Source organism: Salinibacter sp., from assembly GCF_042218895.1.
Lineage (GTDB): Bacteria > Bacteroidota > Rhodothermia > Rhodothermales > Salinibacteraceae > Salinibacter.
In genome coordinates, this window is sequence record NZ_JBDGQQ010000125.1 from 1 (window position 1) to 14965 (window position 14965).

Sequence of the window (14965 nt, forward strand, 5' to 3'; positions counted from 1 at the left end):
GCGAGGGGGCATGGCGACGGCACAGTCCTCAAGAATCACGAAGTCGTCGTGCGCCTGCCGGTTGCATGTTCGCCGACCCGCTCTCATCTTGTGTGTACCCACTCACTCGCCGTGCGCTTGGAACTGGCGATTGTACGACCGGATAAGCCGTACGGGCGGTTTCACAATCAACGCATTTAGACTCGTGGATATCGAGAATCGTACCGTAGTTATCCCGCGCAAAGAGGATACGACCAAGGGAGAAGAGCCTGTAAAGGTGTGGCCGCTGGTCGAGGCAGCGCTCAATGAAATTGATGCCGACCAGCCGACCCACCAGGCGGCCGAAGCGGCCATGGAGGTGAGCGACGGCTGTGCAACCCTGGCCAACTTCTTGATCAGCCAGGCGGAGCAGGTCGAAAAAATGGACTACCGCTTCAAGGTCCCGCTGATCGTACTCGGGGCCAAGCTTGCCCGTGAGGATGGAGGCGCCGAAACCATCTACGATCCCGACGAGGGAGCCTTCCACTTCGAGACCGACGAACACCAGTTCGCATTCGAGGTCTACGAAGACTGGACCGTCGACTGGGAGCGCGTGGCCGATCGCGTGCAGGAGAACTACAACTGGGACGGGGTCGAGAAGCAGGTGTGGGCGCTCGATTGGCTCATGGCCTACCTCGAGGTTCCCTCGGACGACTACATGGTCGACGACGAGGACGAAGACGACGACCAGTACTACAGCCGCATCTGACGGCCCTCGACCTCGACAGCTTCTCTGGGCTTGCTGTCTCGCCGGTCGTCCTAAAGGAACGGTTTCCACCACACTGCCCTGGGGGGAGAGCCTCCGCAGGAACGTCCCGTCTGTATCTTCCGAGCCCAGGCCCATTTCCGAAGCTGCGGCCCCGCGGTGGCAGTTACCCTGGGGCCTCCATGAGGTGTACGCGTCCCTCCGGAACCCGGACCTCATCCCGAGCCTCCCGAGCCGCTTCCAGGCTCGTGAAGGCGCCGAACACGGCACTCCCCGATCCCGATAGCGACGTGTAGGCCGCCCCTGCCTGTCTGAGTTTCTCCTGGGCCGACGCGACGGCGGGTTTCGCCCGCCGAACAGGCTCTTCGAAGTCATTGGCAAGGGCTGCGCGCCAGCGCGACAGGTCGTTCGAGCGGACGAGACGGCGCAGGTCGGGCCGGTCGGTGTCGTCCGGGGTTACCGCCGCGTAGGCCTGAGGCGTTGATACCTTGACCGGGGGCACGACGACGAGGACCGGAACGGGAAGACGGTAGGCCGACCCCGCGTTGGAAAGAGGCGACAGCACGTCGCCCCGTCCGGTGGCGTAGGCCGCCGGGGCGTCCTCCAGAAAGAAGGGAACGTCGCTCCCAATTGCCCGACCGATCTTTCGAAGTCGGTCGGCGGAGGAATCCAGGCCCCAGAGTCGAGTGAGGAGTCGGAGCGTGGCCGCGGCGTCGCTAGAGCCCCCTCCAAGCCCGGCGCCGTACGGCACTCGCTTCGCAAGGTGGAGCGCGGCCCCGTCCGACACGTCGAACGCTTCTGCGAGGCGCCGCGCGGCCTGCAGGCACAGGTTGTCGTCGTCGGTAGGGAGGGCCGGATCCGAGCAGGACAGCGAGAGCGCATCCGCGGGCGCAGCGGTTACGGTGTCTGCCCAGTCGAGTCGGTGGAAGACCGTCTCGATGTCGTGGTACCCGTCTGGGCGTCGACGGAGGACGTGGAGTCCCAGGTTGATCTTAGCGGGGGCGCGCCGGGTGAGCGGCATGGTCGACGTGGACGAAGCGATGGAAAGTGGATGGACCTCCTTCAGGGGTGCCGGCGCCCTTTAGCATCCAGCGGACCGCCTCCGGATCGGGCGGGCCCCTCCCTACTCCGCAATGCTCGACTCAACGACGCGTGCCCCCTGGGACGGAATGTCTGAGATCCAGGTCTCGGTAGGCACGTCGTGTCGGGAGAACGCTGTAGTCATCGCGTCGCGGACCGCGTTGGCGTCGCCAGCCCCCTCACACCACGCAAACAGCGTGGGCCCGGCGCCCGAGAGGGAGCAGCCCAGCGCCCCCGCCTCCATGGCCGCGTCCTGCACGTCCGAGAAACCGGGGACCAGATCGGCCCGGTGAGGCTCCACGATCAGGTCGCGTAGCGCCCGCCCGATGAGCGCGAGGTCGTCGCGGTAGCACCCCGCCACGAAGGCTCCTAGGTGGGCCGTCTGCCGCACCGAGTCGGAGAGGGACACCATCTCGGGCAGGCACGCTCGCGCCTCCCGGGTGGTCAGCACGCGGTCCGGCCGCACAAGCACACACCGAATGCGGGACGGCACCGGAATCGACACCACGTCCGGAGGATCCATCTCGCGGGTGAGCACGAGCCCGCCGAGCAGACAGGGCGCGACGTTATCGGGGTGGCGGTCGCCACTAGCGACGGCCTCGCCGGCCAGGGCGTGGGGAAGCAGCTCTCGTCCCGACCACGTCCCCGATAGGGTCGCAGCGGCCGCCACAACGGCCCCCACCGCGGAGGCCGCCGAGCCCCCAAGTCCCGACCCGAGCGGAATGCCCTTTTCAATCGACACCTCGAACCCTCCCTCGACCGCGGATTCTTCCCGAAGCGACATCAAGGCGGCGCCAGCCGTGTTGTCGGCCGGCGCGGTGGGAAGATCGGTCACTCGACCCGTGATGGACTCGATCCGTACAGTAGGATCGCTGAGGCGCCGCACCGTCACGTGATCACCCGGGCCACTGAGGGCACCGCCCAGCACATCGTATCCCACGGCCACGTTGCCCATTGAGGCCGGAGCAAAAACCGTCGTTTCCTGCGATCCCCCCCCCGGCTCATCGTCGATCATTCAACTTTTTGCTTCCTGAAACGAGCATCTACATTCGTCTTTTCTCGTCCTCGATCTTCCCCTGCGACTTCTTCTACAGCATCACCCGGAGCAGGTCGGTGAACACGCCCGCCGCGGTCACCTGCGGTCCGGCCCCGGGTCCCTGCACGATAAGCGGGGTCTCGTCGTAGCGGTCCGTCTGAAACCGCACGATGTTGTCCGTGTGGCGGATGCGGGCGAACGCGTGGTCGTGGGGATAGCGGCGCAGGCGCACGGACGCGTCCCCGCTCCGGGAAACGCGCCCGACGAACCGGAGCACTTTGTTCTCGGACTGGGCGTCCCGGAGGATTTCTGTCATGGTGTCGTCGTGCGCCGGCAGGGACGCGAGAAACTCCTCCACGCTGCCGTCTTCGAGGGCCTCGGGCACCAGTCCCTCGACGTTGACCTCATCCAGCCCCAGCGGCATTCCCAGTTCGCGGGCCAGAATAACGACCTTCCGGGCCACGTCCATGCCGGAAAGATCATCGCGGGGGTCAGGCTCGGTGAAGCCCTCCTGCCGGGCCTGTCGGAGGATGGCCGAGAAGGGACGGTCGCCGTCGAACGCGTTGAAGAGGTACGACAGCGTGCCGGACAGGATGCCTTCGATCTCGTGGACCCGGTCTCCGGTCTCGGTGAGGCTATCCAGCGTCTGCAGGATGGGGAGCCCGGCGCCGACGGTCGTCTCATACAGGTAGCGGGGCCCCACTCCTTGACTGGCGGTCTGCAGGGCCCGGTACGTCTCCCACGAGCCCGTGTTGGCGTGCTTGTTGGGCGTTACGACGTGGATGCCCTGCTCCAGCCAGTCCCGGTAGCACTGCGCCACAGCCTCACTGGCCGTGCAGTCGACGATTGCCGTGTGGGGATGGTAGTCGGTCTGGACGTGGTCGACGAAGGCATCGAGGTCGGTGGGCGCGCCGTCGCCCAGTGCGTCGCGCCAGTCGTCGAGGTCGAGGCGCTGCTCGGCGCGAAGCATGCGCGAGGACGTTGCGATCCCCCGCACCCGCAGGTCAATCTCCTGTTCCTCCCGAAGCCGATCCGCCTGGGTTCGGATTTGGTCGAGCAGTGCCGCGCCGACGTTGCCCGCCCCCACAATCCCAATCGACAGGGTTCGATTCGACAGGTAAAAGCCCGCGTGGGCCGCCCGCATTGCCCGACGGGCGTCCTCGCCGTCGACCACCGCCGAGATGTTGCGCTCCGAGGCACCCTGCGCGATCGCCCGCACGTTGACGTCCGCCTCGCCGAGGGCCCCGAAGAAGGTCGCGGCCACGCCGGGGGTGCCCGCCATCTGGTCCCCCACGACGGCGAGAATACTGCAGTCCGGCGTGACGTCCACGCGCTGGATGAGGCCCCGGTCCATCTCGGCGTAGAATGCCTGCTCGGCGGCCTCGCGCGCAGTCTCGGCGTGGGCCTGCGGGACCGCAAAGCAGATGGAATGCTCGGAGCTGCCCTGGGAGATGAGAATGACAGACACGCCGTTGTTCTCAAGCGCGCGGAAGAGGCGTCGGGCAATGCCGGGCACGCCGATCATGCCACTTCCCTCCAGATTGAGGAGCGCCACGTCGTCGATCGTCGAGAACCCCTTGACGACCGACGTGCTGTCGCTGTCGAGGTGGATGCGGGTCCCCGGACGCTCGGGCGCAAAGGTACTCCGAATTACAATTGGGATCTCGTGCTCAACGGCCGGCGCCAGCGTGCGCGGGTGAATCACGCCAGCCCCGAAGTACGCGAGCTCCATCGCCTCGTCGTAGGAGAGCGTGTCGAGGCGCTGCGCGTCGGGGACATATCGGGGATCGGCGCTCATAACCCCGTCCGTGTCGGTCCAGATCGTGAGGGCCTCGGCGCCAAGGAGCGCAGCGAAGATTGCGGCTGAGTGATCCGACCCGTTCCGGCCAAGGGTGGTGGGCACACCCTTGGGGGTCGTCGCGATAAATCCCGTGATGACCAGCGTGTCGGCGTTGTGATGCGCCCGCCACTCGGCGAATCGCTCCCGAGTTGCGGCCCAGTCCACCACCGGCCCAAGGTCCTCGTGCGTGACAACGAGCACCTCGCGTGCATCGCAGACCGCCGTTGGTACGTCCCGGTCGCGGAGCACCCCTGCCAGCATGCGGGCTGCCCACAACTCGCCGTAGCCCGCCACGAGATTGCGGGCTGTCATAGGGGTCTCCCCCATCAGACGCGTCGCTCGGAGCACGTCGGCGAGATCGCTCATGTCCTGCTCAAGGGCCCGGAGCAGGGGCGCGGCGGCCGCCTTGTCGAGCAGGTCCGTCACGACGGCCCGCTGGTCATCGTGGAGTGCCTGGAGGCGGTCGGCAAGCGCGTCGTTGCCGGCTGGGGCCCGGTCGGCTGCCTCGAGCAGCCGATCCGTCACGTCCCCCATCGCCGACACGACGACGGCTGAAGGCACGTCCCGCGCGCAGAGCAGATTGGCCACGTGCTGGATGCGCTCCGGACTGTTGAGACTGGTGCCCCCAAACTTGTGGACACGCCAGTCGGCGGAGGTAGGCTGGATCTCTTCCATACGAGACGGTTTTGCAGGGTCAGGACAGAGCAGCAGCGCGAGCGGCGACGGATGGGAGGAGCGGCCAGCCCCCGAGGCGGGGCGGGAGCACAGACATCCCCAATCCTCGCGATCGGCCCAGCCAAGCTACGCCGTGGCTCCGTCGGCGTCCATGCGGGCGACGACGCCCGTGAGGAGGCGGCGCAGGTGCGACCGGGCCTGATCGAACCTCTGCCCGTCGCCTGCCCTTCGCGCCGGGGCTTGGTCCTCCTTCAGGTGCTGCTCAGCAAGAAGGGCCACAGCAATCACACGCACGTCCATGTGGCGGGCCGCAATCACCTCGGGGACCACCCCTGCCCCAACAGCGTCGGCCCCCAGGCGTCGGGCCATCCGGTGCTCGGCCCTCGTCTCCGGGCCTGGACCGAGGAGCGCCAGGTAAACGCCCTTCTGGAGTGAGAGCCCCTCCTCCCGGGCGGCCTCTTCGGCTATCTGCTGGAGCTGCGCGTCGTAGGGCTCCGTCATGTCAGGAAAGCGCGGCCCCCACGCGTCGACGTTTGGCCCGACGAGGGGGTTCTGTCCCTGGAAGTTGATGTGATCGGTGAGCAGCATGAGGCTGCCACGCTCAAACTGTGGGTTAACACCGCCGGCCGTTGTTGGCAGGAGCAGCGTGTCGACCCCGAACGCGGCGAGCATGCGCACGGGAAAGGCTACCTCCCGGGGCGTGCTGCCCTCGTAGAGGTGTTGGTGCTGGTCCATTACGACGACGCGTGTGCCGGCGAGCACACCCGTCGTGAGGACCCCGCCCGACGCCGGATAGCGCGGAATGTCGGCGCACGGAAGGGTCGATTCCGTCGCCTCTGCGTCCAGGATCTCACCGACCTCGGTGTCCTTGAGGATGCCAACAGCCGGGGCCGACGGGCTTTCGTTCCGGAGGATGGAGGCGGCTTCGTCCACCTGTTGCCGGTAGGCGGCAGTTCCCTCGGCGGTGAGCGCAGACGAATTGGGAGTCGTAGCCATGCGGGAGGAGGGGCTGGAACGAGAACGGTTTCGACATCGGGGGAGGGCCTTGCTCGACCACGGAGACTCTGCCTCGCCATCGAGGGACGCTCAATCAGTCCATGTCTTCGAGGATGCTCCAGATCTTCTCAATCTCCTCCGAGGTGGCGTCCCGACTGTCCGGCCGGGACTGTTTCTGTTCGTCCTCGTCCGAGTCGTGCTCCGAGCCGGCGTCGCCCGGGTCGGTGTCTTCGGGCGTGGACGCGTCTGTGTCTTCACCGCCCTCATCGACGGTTGCGGATGCCTGGTCGCCGGCCGCGGCAGGCTCAGCCTCGGCCTCCGTCGTAGTGTCCTCGGCGCCCGTCTCTGCACTCTGCTCAGCTTCCGTCGTGGCGTCCTCAACACTCGCCTCCGCGCTCTCGCCCCGGAGATCCCTCTCGTCGGATGGTTCGTCCTCGCCCCCCTCGTCGCGGAGGCCGTCCTCTTCGCGGGACACGGTCTCCTCTGGCTCCTCCGGCTCCGGAGGCTCGGAGGGCTGAATGTCAGGTCCCACCTCCGTCGTCTCTTCGTCCGCGAAAATGTTGGACGGATGCACCTCTTCCCTTCCCGAGGCGGTCATGTCGTCGTCCGTCTCTTCCTCCTGAGGCTCGCCTTCCTCCTGGGGCTCGTCAGGGAACGGACCGCCGGGCTCCGAACGGTGATCGTCGGCAGGGCCCGTGTCCGACGCGGGATCCGCCGGAGTGGCGGAGGGCCCCTCCTGCGTCTCCGTCGGGCTCGCCTCGTCCGCGGTGGGCGCCTCAGCGTCGTCGTCCGAGGGCGTCAGATCGGGGGCGGTGGCTTCCTCTGGTTCTTCCGGGGGGGCTCCCGGGCCGGACGCTGAAACGGGGTCGGAAGGGGGCTCCTCCCCTTCGAGCGGTTCGTCCTCCAGGGGGCCGTCCGGGGCGTCCGACAGACTGTCGGAGAAGGCAGGCGGGCTCTCCCGGTCGTACTCTGCGAGAATTTCGAGCTCGGAATCGAGGAAGGCACGCAGGCGTGCGATGACTTCGCTCCGCCGGGTTTGAAGGCGCTGGACGTCCTCCTCCAGCTGATTGCGCCGCGCCTCCGCTTCTTGCCTGATCTCCCTGGCCTCCGCCTTCGCCTCCTGAACGATGGTTTCCGCCTTCTGGCGAGCATTCTCGAGCTTTTGCTCCGCGCTCTCCCGGGTCTGATCGAGCGCCTCCTGCAGCGCCTCTTCGACCTGCTGGTAGTGGTCCAGCTGATCCTCCAGTTCCTCCACCCGATCCTCCAACCGGCGGCGGTCGTCGGCGATCTCCTTCCACTGCGTCGCGACCTGATCGAGGAAGGCCTCGACCTCCTCCGGGTCGTACCCACGAAGACTGCGATCGAATTCTTGCTTCCGTATGTCGAGGGGCTTGAGCTTCATAGCATCGGTCGGATCGGTGAAAAGCAACACTCGAAGCGACGCGGCAGACCGGACTGGGCCGAACAAGGCCTAAATAGAAACTGTGCACCTTGCGTGCAACGCAGCGGGCCGGCAACACCTCACTTCAACGCGTATTCACCAAGACGCAGGGATACTGTTTCAGGGGGGTCCCTCGTCCCGGGCGGGGCCCGGGCAACAATGCGGAGGCTGCCCCTGAGTGAACGTTTCCGCCGCAGATCTGAAATGCCTCTGGTCCGCAGAGACCGCCCGGATGTCCTGGAAGCTCGTTGCCCCAGGACTACTCGTAGTCGCGAGGCCCAAAAATGGAGGTGCCGAGTCGCACGATGGTGCCTCCCTCCTCGATGGCCACCTCGAAGTCGTTGCTCATCCCGATGGAGAGCTCCTGCATCTCGACCTGCGGGTTGCCATCGGCGTCGTAGGTGTCGAAGAGCTCCCGCATCCGGCGAAACTCCCCCCGCACGTCCTCGGGGTCGTCCACAAAGGAGGCCATGGCCATAAGGCCCTTCACGGCGAGGTGGTCGTACTGGGCACAGTGATCGAGGTAGTCGTGGGTCTCCGCCGGATCGAGGCCGTACCGCTGCTCCTCCCCTGAGATGTTGACCTGCACGAGACAGGGGAGCACGCGGTCGTTCTTGGCCGCCCGCTTCTCGAGCTCCTTCGCGAGCCGGGGACTGTCGAGCGCATCGAACCAGTCGGCGTGGCGGGCGATGAACTTGGCCTTGTTCCGCTGGAGGTGGCCCACCATGTGCCACTTCACGTCGCCGCCCTCGAACGTCCCGGGCCGCGCCTTGGCCTTGTCGCGCAGCTGGCGTGCTCGGTTTTCGCCAAACCGCTCAATGCCCGCGGCGACGCCGGAATCGATCGCCTGCATGGGAAAGGTCTTCGACACAGCAACGATGGTGACGTCGTCGCTGGACCGACCGGCGCGCTCGCAGGCCTGCGCGATGCGCTCACGGACGGATCGTACTCGCTCGGCGACAGCATCGGGGCGAATCTGCTCGTTTATCTCCGGCGTGGCGTCCGGGATCTTGCTCATGTTCGGGTCGGAGCGTGCTTGTGAGTCGGTGCGAGTGCGGAGCCGTTGATATCAGATTCTGCCCTGCTTGATCCGGTCGACCAGCCGACCAGGGCTGTGAACGACCGGGGACGATGCGTCGGAGAGGCGTGCCTGGCGGACCGGGGCGTGGAGCCGCAGCGTCCGTCTCACTGCGTGGGCTGCACGTCGAACGAGACGACCCGGCTGCCCTGTGTGACGACGTGGATGCGGACGGGACGGCAGCAGACGCCGCAATCCTCGATGTAGGTTTGCTCACGGACCGACGGGTCGACGAGCACGGCAGTCGTTTCCCAGCAGTGCGGACACGTGAAGGTTTGTTCGCGGACGTTCATGGGAAGCAGCAATCAGTTCTACGGGAGAATAGGACGTGCGGCTCGGCATCAGAGGCGCCGGTTCCGGGGGACTACGCCTCGGACCGGAGCACTTCGAGCGGGGGTCGGTCGTACAGGCCTCGGCTGTTCCAGAGCCCGATCCCGATCGTCACGACGGTCACGACCACAAACGCGGCCGCGAGGGACCAGGGCGCAACGATGAAGGGGCCCTCGAAGACGAAGTACGAGAGGGCCCACGCCCCGATGAGGGCCAGCAGGATCCCCGTCGCCGCCGCAAAGGCTCCGAGGAAGAGGTACTCGACCGTCATGATTTTGAAAACGGCCCGCCGCGAGGCCCCGAGCGTCTTCAGGAGGACGCTTTCCTCGGCGCGCTGGTAGCGGCTGACGACTACCGCGCCCGCCAGCACGATGAGCCCCGTGAAGACGCTGAAGAGGGCCATGAACCGGACGACGTAGGCGAGACGCCCGAAGAGATCCTTAAACACTGAGAGCAGAAGCGACAGGTCGATCGCCGAGACGTTGGGGTACCGCTGCACCACCTGCTGCTGCACCTGCGCGGATTCCTGTTCGCCGGACGTCTGGCTGAGAAGGACGTGCGTCTGCGGGGCGGGCTCGAGCACCCCCTCGGGGAAGACGACAAAGTAGTTGGTCCCGAAGCGCTGCCAGTTTACCTTCCGGAGGCTGGAGACGTAGGTGGTCAGCGCCCGTCCTTGCACGTTGAACGTGAGCGTGTCCCCGATGCTCACGTTGAGTTCCTCGCGGGCCATGTCCCGCTCCATCGAGATGGGCACGGCTGCCCCCGACCGCAGAGGATTGCCGCCGACCGATCCCACGAAGTTTCCCGCCACGAGCGTTTCACTCTCACTCAGGTGGTCGCGGTACGTCACCCGATACTGTCGCTCGTATGCCCAGCTCACGTTGACCGTCGAGTCCTGGCGGAGGGCCTCAAGGGAGCGTCCCTTCACGGACTGCAGGCGCATCGTCACGATCGGTTCTCGGGCGAGGACGGACCCTCCTGCCGTCCGCACGGTCTCCGCGACCCCATCGATCTGGTCGTTCTGGATGTCGAACATCACAAGATTGGGCCGATTTTCTCCACCGGCGACCTGGATTTGCTCAAGGAGCGTGCGTTCGACGAGCACGAGCGTCATGATGAGGAACGTTCCCAGCCCAAGGGCCAGGAGCAGCACGGTCGTTTGGTTGCGGGGGCGGTAGAGATTGGCCAGGCCCTGCCGCCAGGGATAGGACCAGGAGGTTGGAAAGAACCGGCGCACGCCGGCCACGATGCCCCGGGCCACGAGGGCGAGGACCCCGAAGACCGCCGCCACGCTCGCCGCGTAGCCAAGCCCGATCTCCCAGGACGGAGCCTGCAAGACGGCGACGCCGGACACGCCCGCGGCGATGGCCGCGGCAACGGCCCACCGCGCCGGATCTTGCCAGCCGCCGGTCGAAGGATTCTCCTCGGTCCGCAGCGCCTGGAGCGGCGAGACGCCCCGCACCTCCAGCAGGGGCCACAGCGCAAAGAGAAGGGTGATGCCCACGCCGACCGCCAGGCCTAGCCCCACGGCCGTCCACGACATCGTGAACTGCACCTGAAAGGGCAGAAAATCGGTCAGAAGGCGGGGCACAAGGGCCTGAAGGCCCACGCCCAGGATGCTTCCAAGCCCGGCCCCTAACAGTCCGAGCGCACCGGTCTGGGCGAGATAGATCTGGAACGTGCGGCGGGCCTTGGCGCCGAGGCAGCGAAGGACAGCGATGGAGGTGAGACGGCGCTGCACGTAGACGTGCACGGCGCTCGCCACGCCCAGGCTCCCCAGCAACAGGGCCACGAATCCGGCGAGGCCCAGGAACCGGTATAGGTCGCCAAGCACATTCTGCCAGTTGGAGGCCTCCTCTTCGACCGTGTCCACGTCGAGGTCGTAGCGTTCCAGATAGGGCTGGATGCCAGACACGATCTGCTCGACATCGCGGTCCTCCTCGAACTTGAAGAACACCTCGTACTCGACCCGGCTGCCCCGGCCGAAGAGAGACGTGTCGAGCCGAGCCCGGGGAATGTAGATTCGGGGACTGGCGGCCGAGGTGAAGCTGGACTCGCCCGGGGCCTGCTGCAGCTCCCCCACGATCGGGTAGTGCGTGCGTCCGATGCGGACCGAGTCGCCGATCTGAACCCCGAATTGGCGCAGCAGCGTCCCGTCGACGAGGGCGCCCTGCGCTGCCTGATAGCGGGCCGACGCGCTGTCGGGACGTGTGTCGAGCTCTCCGTAAAACGGATAGCCGCCGTCCACGGCCCGCACCGCGGCGAGCCGCGTTCCGCCGGTGGATGGAAAGTAGGCCATGGACGCGAAGGAAAGACGACGGGACTGCTCGCCCCCAACGGAATCGACGAATGCCTCGGTCGAGTCCCGAAGCGGGGCGTCGGCCTCGAGCTGGAGGTCTGCTCCAAGAAGGGTTTTGGACTCCCGGTCGACCGTGCGCGTCAGGTTGTCCCCGAACCCGCGGATGGCAACGAGCGCCGCCACCCCAAGAACCATGGCCGACAGATACAGGGCGAGGCGCTTGCGGCTGCCGCGACTGTCGCGCCATGCCATTTTGAGGATCCAGGGGAGCTTCATGCAGGAGCGTTAGCTTTGGGGAATGGGTCGAGGAGGGGCAGACGGTGGCTCACGCGACCCGACGTGTGGTTCGCGGTGCGCGAGGGGCGGTGCGTGAGGAGGATCCACGCGGCGGTGCCGACGTCTGCGTCACACCGCATTCCTCACTACCGCAGCCCTGTATCGCCAAAACGCATTCCCAGGTCCCGGCACAGTGCCTCCAGGTGCGTCTGGTCGGTGGTGTCGAAGGCGCCGAGCGCGTCCGAGTCAACGTCGAGTACGGCCAGCAGGTCGTCGTCGGGCGTGAGGACGGGCACCACAATCTCCGACTGGGTCGACGATTGGCAGGCGATGTGGTCCGGGGCCTCGGATACGTCCGGCCAGAGCTGCGTCTCGCGGGTGCGCGCTGCCGCCCCGCAGACCCCTCGGTCGACGTCGATCTGGAGGCAGCCGTGCGGGCCCTGATACGGCCCCACGAGCAGCTCATCGTCGGATACGGCGCGGTAGAAGCCCGTCCAGTCGTAGTGTTCGAACGAATGGTGGAGCTCACAGGCCACCGTCGCCATCGCCGCGATCCAGTCAGTCTGCCCGTCGAGCAGCGCGTCGATGCGGGTTCGGACGTCGGTGTAGACCTCAACCTTTCCGGCCGAGGCAGCCGTCGGATCGGAGACGGGCATGAGTGGTGGAGCTAGGGTCGGTGGGAAATCGGACGCAGTGCTGATCGGATTCGTTCACGAGGGGCTAAGGGCCCCTACCGGAGCGATTACGAGGGCGTTCCTTTCCACAGCCCATCCCGGTAATGGGCTCGTAATTTCGGGAGAGCTTCCTGAGCGGTCGCCTGTCCTTTGGGACTGGGCTTTTGATTTCGGCACGTCTACCCCCATCTTACAGTGCTCCGGCCCATCGGTCCTCCTGCCCCTATGCGGTCTGTCCTGCGCTCCGTGCCGATCGCACTTGCTGCTGCAGTACTCGTGGGTGTGATGGGCCCCTCCCTGGCCCACGCTCAACTCCGATACGGCCTCTTCTGGGATCCGGCGCTCTCCTCGGAAGCCGGCGCCGAAAATCTCGCGACGCTGCACCGCGGCCTCGCCGACCTCAAAAATCGTGTGCTCCCCCATCGGTGGACCGATGAGGAGACGTTCGGGAAAAAGGTGCTGGGAATCGCGTACCGGGCTGGGCGGTCTGCTCTTCTGGATGGGACGGTGGCCTACCTGTCCGCCCTCACGCAGCACGAAGTGTTCGGCCACGGGGCAGCAGCGCGACACGCGGGAATCTATGGGACCAGGTACGAGATTCGGCTGCCTCCCCCGTACGGACCGGGAGGCGGACTCGCTGATTACCCAACTGGGGCTCGATTTCGTCTACACGAGGACCTCCACGCGTCCGCCGGCGGAATGAACGGAACCCTCCAGCTCGCACGAACAGTCCGGGATCGTGCCGTTCTCCGGGGTCGTCTCTACTACGACGAAGCACTTCTCAGCGTAGCGGGTCATCTCGATCTCCCGACCTACGTCTGGAGGACTTCTCAGGACCCTTCGGTCATTAACGACGTCGCTTCCTACCTGTCCTCCCTACAGAACTCTTCGGGCTCGTTTTCAGCCCCCACGCTCCGCTCCCTGAAGCGCAGGGCACTTGTTTCCCTGATCGACCCATTTTCTCTCCTGGCCCTTCACTCCTATCTCGTGCACTATCTGGGGAGAGGGAAGTCTTCGTCCCCCCTCCCAATGATCGGAGGAGGCGCGGTTCGGTACCTGCCCTCCGTGCACCTTTCCCTGTCCCCCTTCGGCTCAGAGGTGCTTCTGGAGCATCTCGTGGAGCATGACGGGCGCTTGTGGCGGGTCTCGACCCGCCTCGGAGACGGTCCTCACGGCCGGTTCGGCGGCGCCGGCCTCAAGGTGACCAACGTGGTGCGGACGGAGCGACTGCGCACCAGCCTCCGCCTCGACCTCTGGTACCAGCCCTCCCTCCTCCTCAGCGGCGCGTTCCGAAGGGCTCGCCCGCCCCCGAATCGCGCGTCGGGCGTCGATCCCTTCGCCCTGGGCGGACGGGCGGAGATGTCCGCCTCAATACGCCCCACCGCCGAGTGGCCGGTCTTCGTCGCCGGTACGCTCGGATACAAAACCGACGGCTTCGTGCTCGGTGAAGGGCTGGACGAGGGCCTCCTCGTCGAGATTGGGCTCCGCCTGGACGCAGGCCTTCTGGAGTAGCCCTGCTTCCTACTCTGTCACCTCGACCTGACTGGTGTAGAACGCCACGTGGTCCTCGATCTCGGAGGCCGCGTCGGACGGGTCCGGGTAGTACCACGCTGCGTTCTCCGCACGGTCCCCGTTTTCGACCAGATCGTAGTGGTGGGCCTTGCCCTTCCAGGGGCAGGTGGTGCGGTGATCGCTCTCCTCAAAGTAGTCGTCGTTTAGTGAGTCAGGCGGAAAATAGTGGTTGCCCTCAACGACGACGGTGTCGTCACTTTCAGCGAGAACGGCGTCATTCCAGGTAGCTTTCATGGTGTAGGAGGGGGACGGATTCTGACAGAAACTGCGAAAAGAGATTGTGTGACCTTCACTATTGCTGGAAAATCACTGCTGACCTAACCGGCCTGCGGCCGTCAGGTGCCCTCTCGTGTCAAGGTCGTTGCAGTCTGCAGTCCCCTTTTCGAGGCATCCATAGCCATCGGTGGCACAATGGCTGAACGTGCCTGCGTCTGAGGGAGGCCAGGGCCGATCGGCGCGTGACTATCAGAGCCCCAGCCCCCACCCCAGCATCCAGAGGACGAGTCCGGCCCGCAGCGTCCAGGCGCTGGTGCGGAGCCAGTTTGTGGCCACGAGGCGATGATGGGCCGCAGCGTCAAAGCCGTCGGTGAGGCGACGATGGAGCGGCACCTGGATCAGTCCGGTAGTGACCCAGATGAAGAGGACGAGTCCGAGGCCCGTCCACCCCATCCAGGCGGGCACGCCGGGGGGCGGGGTCCAGGCAATCCATCCCGCCGTAGCAAACTCTGCCGTCATGGCCGGGGCCACGATCCACGTGATGCGCCGCATGTGGGCGGCCTGGAACGCGTCGTAGTCGGCCGCCCGGACGTAGCGAAAGAGCGGGTAGTGGACAAGCTGGACGACGAGAATCACCCCGACCATGAGCAGGGTGGCCGCAGCGTGGGTGAGGAGGAGCATGGCGTTGCACGTTGGAACGTCCAACGTTGAACGTTTGCGCGTTTGGC

The 14965-nt window shown here is 66.2% G+C and carries 13 protein-coding genes; 2 read left to right on the forward strand and 11 right to left on the reverse strand.

Going from position 1 to position 14965, the window contains the following annotated elements:
- Positions 1 to 184 precede the first annotated feature (184 nt).
- On the forward strand, positions 185 to 727 hold the full coding sequence (locus ABEL04_RS11175; protein ID WP_375802476.1) for a hypothetical protein: 543 nt from the start codon (positions 185 to 187) through the stop codon (positions 725 to 727).
- A 163-nt stretch (positions 728 to 890) separates the two neighbouring features.
- Here ABEL04_RS11175 and ABEL04_RS11180 read toward each other — a convergent pair whose 3' ends face one another.
- The 9 genes from ABEL04_RS11180 to ABEL04_RS11220 all read right to left on the reverse strand — a co-directional run bounded on the left by ABEL04_RS11180 (position 891) and on the right by ABEL04_RS11220 (position 12431).
- Entirely contained in the window at positions 891 to 1745 is an 855-nt protein-coding gene (locus tag ABEL04_RS11180) for a 4-(cytidine 5'-diphospho)-2-C-methyl-D-erythritol kinase (RefSeq protein WP_375802477.1), read from the reverse strand.
- 102 nt (positions 1746 to 1847) lie between these two features.
- Positions 1848 to 2819 carry a homoserine kinase gene (locus ABEL04_RS11185; protein ID WP_375802478.1) on the reverse strand — a complete coding sequence of 324 codons (972 nt, stop codon included), beginning with the start codon at positions 2817 to 2819 and terminating at the stop codon, positions 1848 to 1850.
- 73 nt (positions 2820 to 2892) lie between these two features.
- Positions 2893 to 5355, reverse strand: a complete 2463-nt coding sequence (thrA, locus tag ABEL04_RS11190; RefSeq protein ID WP_375802479.1) for a bifunctional aspartate kinase/homoserine dehydrogenase I — start codon at positions 5353 to 5355, stop codon at positions 2893 to 2895.
- 126 nt (positions 5356 to 5481) lie between these two features.
- Positions 5482 to 6351 (reverse strand): purine-nucleoside phosphorylase, encoded by an 870-nt coding sequence (locus ABEL04_RS11195; protein WP_375802480.1) that lies wholly within the window; start codon positions 6349 to 6351, stop codon positions 5482 to 5484.
- 94 nt (positions 6352 to 6445) lie between these two features.
- A complete protein-coding gene (locus ABEL04_RS11200; protein WP_375802481.1) occupies positions 6446 to 7753 on the reverse strand; it encodes a DivIVA domain-containing protein in 1308 nt (435 codons plus the stop codon).
- A 298-nt stretch (positions 7754 to 8051) separates the two neighbouring features.
- On the reverse strand, positions 8052 to 8810 hold the full coding sequence (locus tag ABEL04_RS11205; protein WP_375802482.1) for a YggS family pyridoxal phosphate-dependent enzyme: 759 nt from the start codon (positions 8808 to 8810) through the stop codon (positions 8052 to 8054).
- A 167-nt stretch (positions 8811 to 8977) separates the two neighbouring features.
- A complete protein-coding gene (locus ABEL04_RS11210) occupies positions 8978 to 9163 on the reverse strand; it encodes a CPXCG motif-containing cysteine-rich protein (RefSeq protein ID WP_375802483.1) in 186 nt (61 codons plus the stop codon).
- A gap of 71 nt (positions 9164 to 9234) precedes the next feature.
- On the reverse strand, positions 9235 to 11775 hold the full coding sequence (locus ABEL04_RS11215; protein WP_375802484.1) for an ABC transporter permease: 2541 nt from the start codon (positions 11773 to 11775) through the stop codon (positions 9235 to 9237).
- 146 nt (positions 11776 to 11921) lie between these two features.
- A complete protein-coding gene (locus ABEL04_RS11220; protein ID WP_375802485.1) occupies positions 11922 to 12431 on the reverse strand; it encodes a GAF domain-containing protein in 510 nt (169 codons plus the stop codon).
- Positions 12432 to 12674: 243 nt separating this feature from the next.
- Here ABEL04_RS11220 and ABEL04_RS11225 point away from each other — a divergent pair, with 243 nt between their 5' ends.
- Positions 12675 to 13961 carry a hypothetical protein gene (locus ABEL04_RS11225; RefSeq protein ID WP_375802486.1) on the forward strand — a complete coding sequence of 429 codons (1287 nt, stop codon included), beginning with the start codon at positions 12675 to 12677 and terminating at the stop codon, positions 13959 to 13961.
- A 9-nt stretch (positions 13962 to 13970) separates the two neighbouring features.
- Here ABEL04_RS11225 and ABEL04_RS11230 read toward each other — a convergent pair whose 3' ends face one another.
- Both ABEL04_RS11230 and ABEL04_RS11235 read right to left on the reverse strand, forming a co-directional pair.
- Positions 13971 to 14255, reverse strand: coding sequence for a DUF427 domain-containing protein (locus tag ABEL04_RS11230; protein WP_375802487.1), 285 nt, complete (start codon positions 14253 to 14255; stop codon positions 13971 to 13973).
- A gap of 231 nt (positions 14256 to 14486) precedes the next feature.
- Positions 14487 to 14918 (reverse strand): hypothetical protein, encoded by a 432-nt coding sequence (locus ABEL04_RS11235; protein WP_375802488.1) that lies wholly within the window; start codon positions 14916 to 14918, stop codon positions 14487 to 14489.
- Positions 14919 to 14965: the final 47 nt, after the last annotated feature.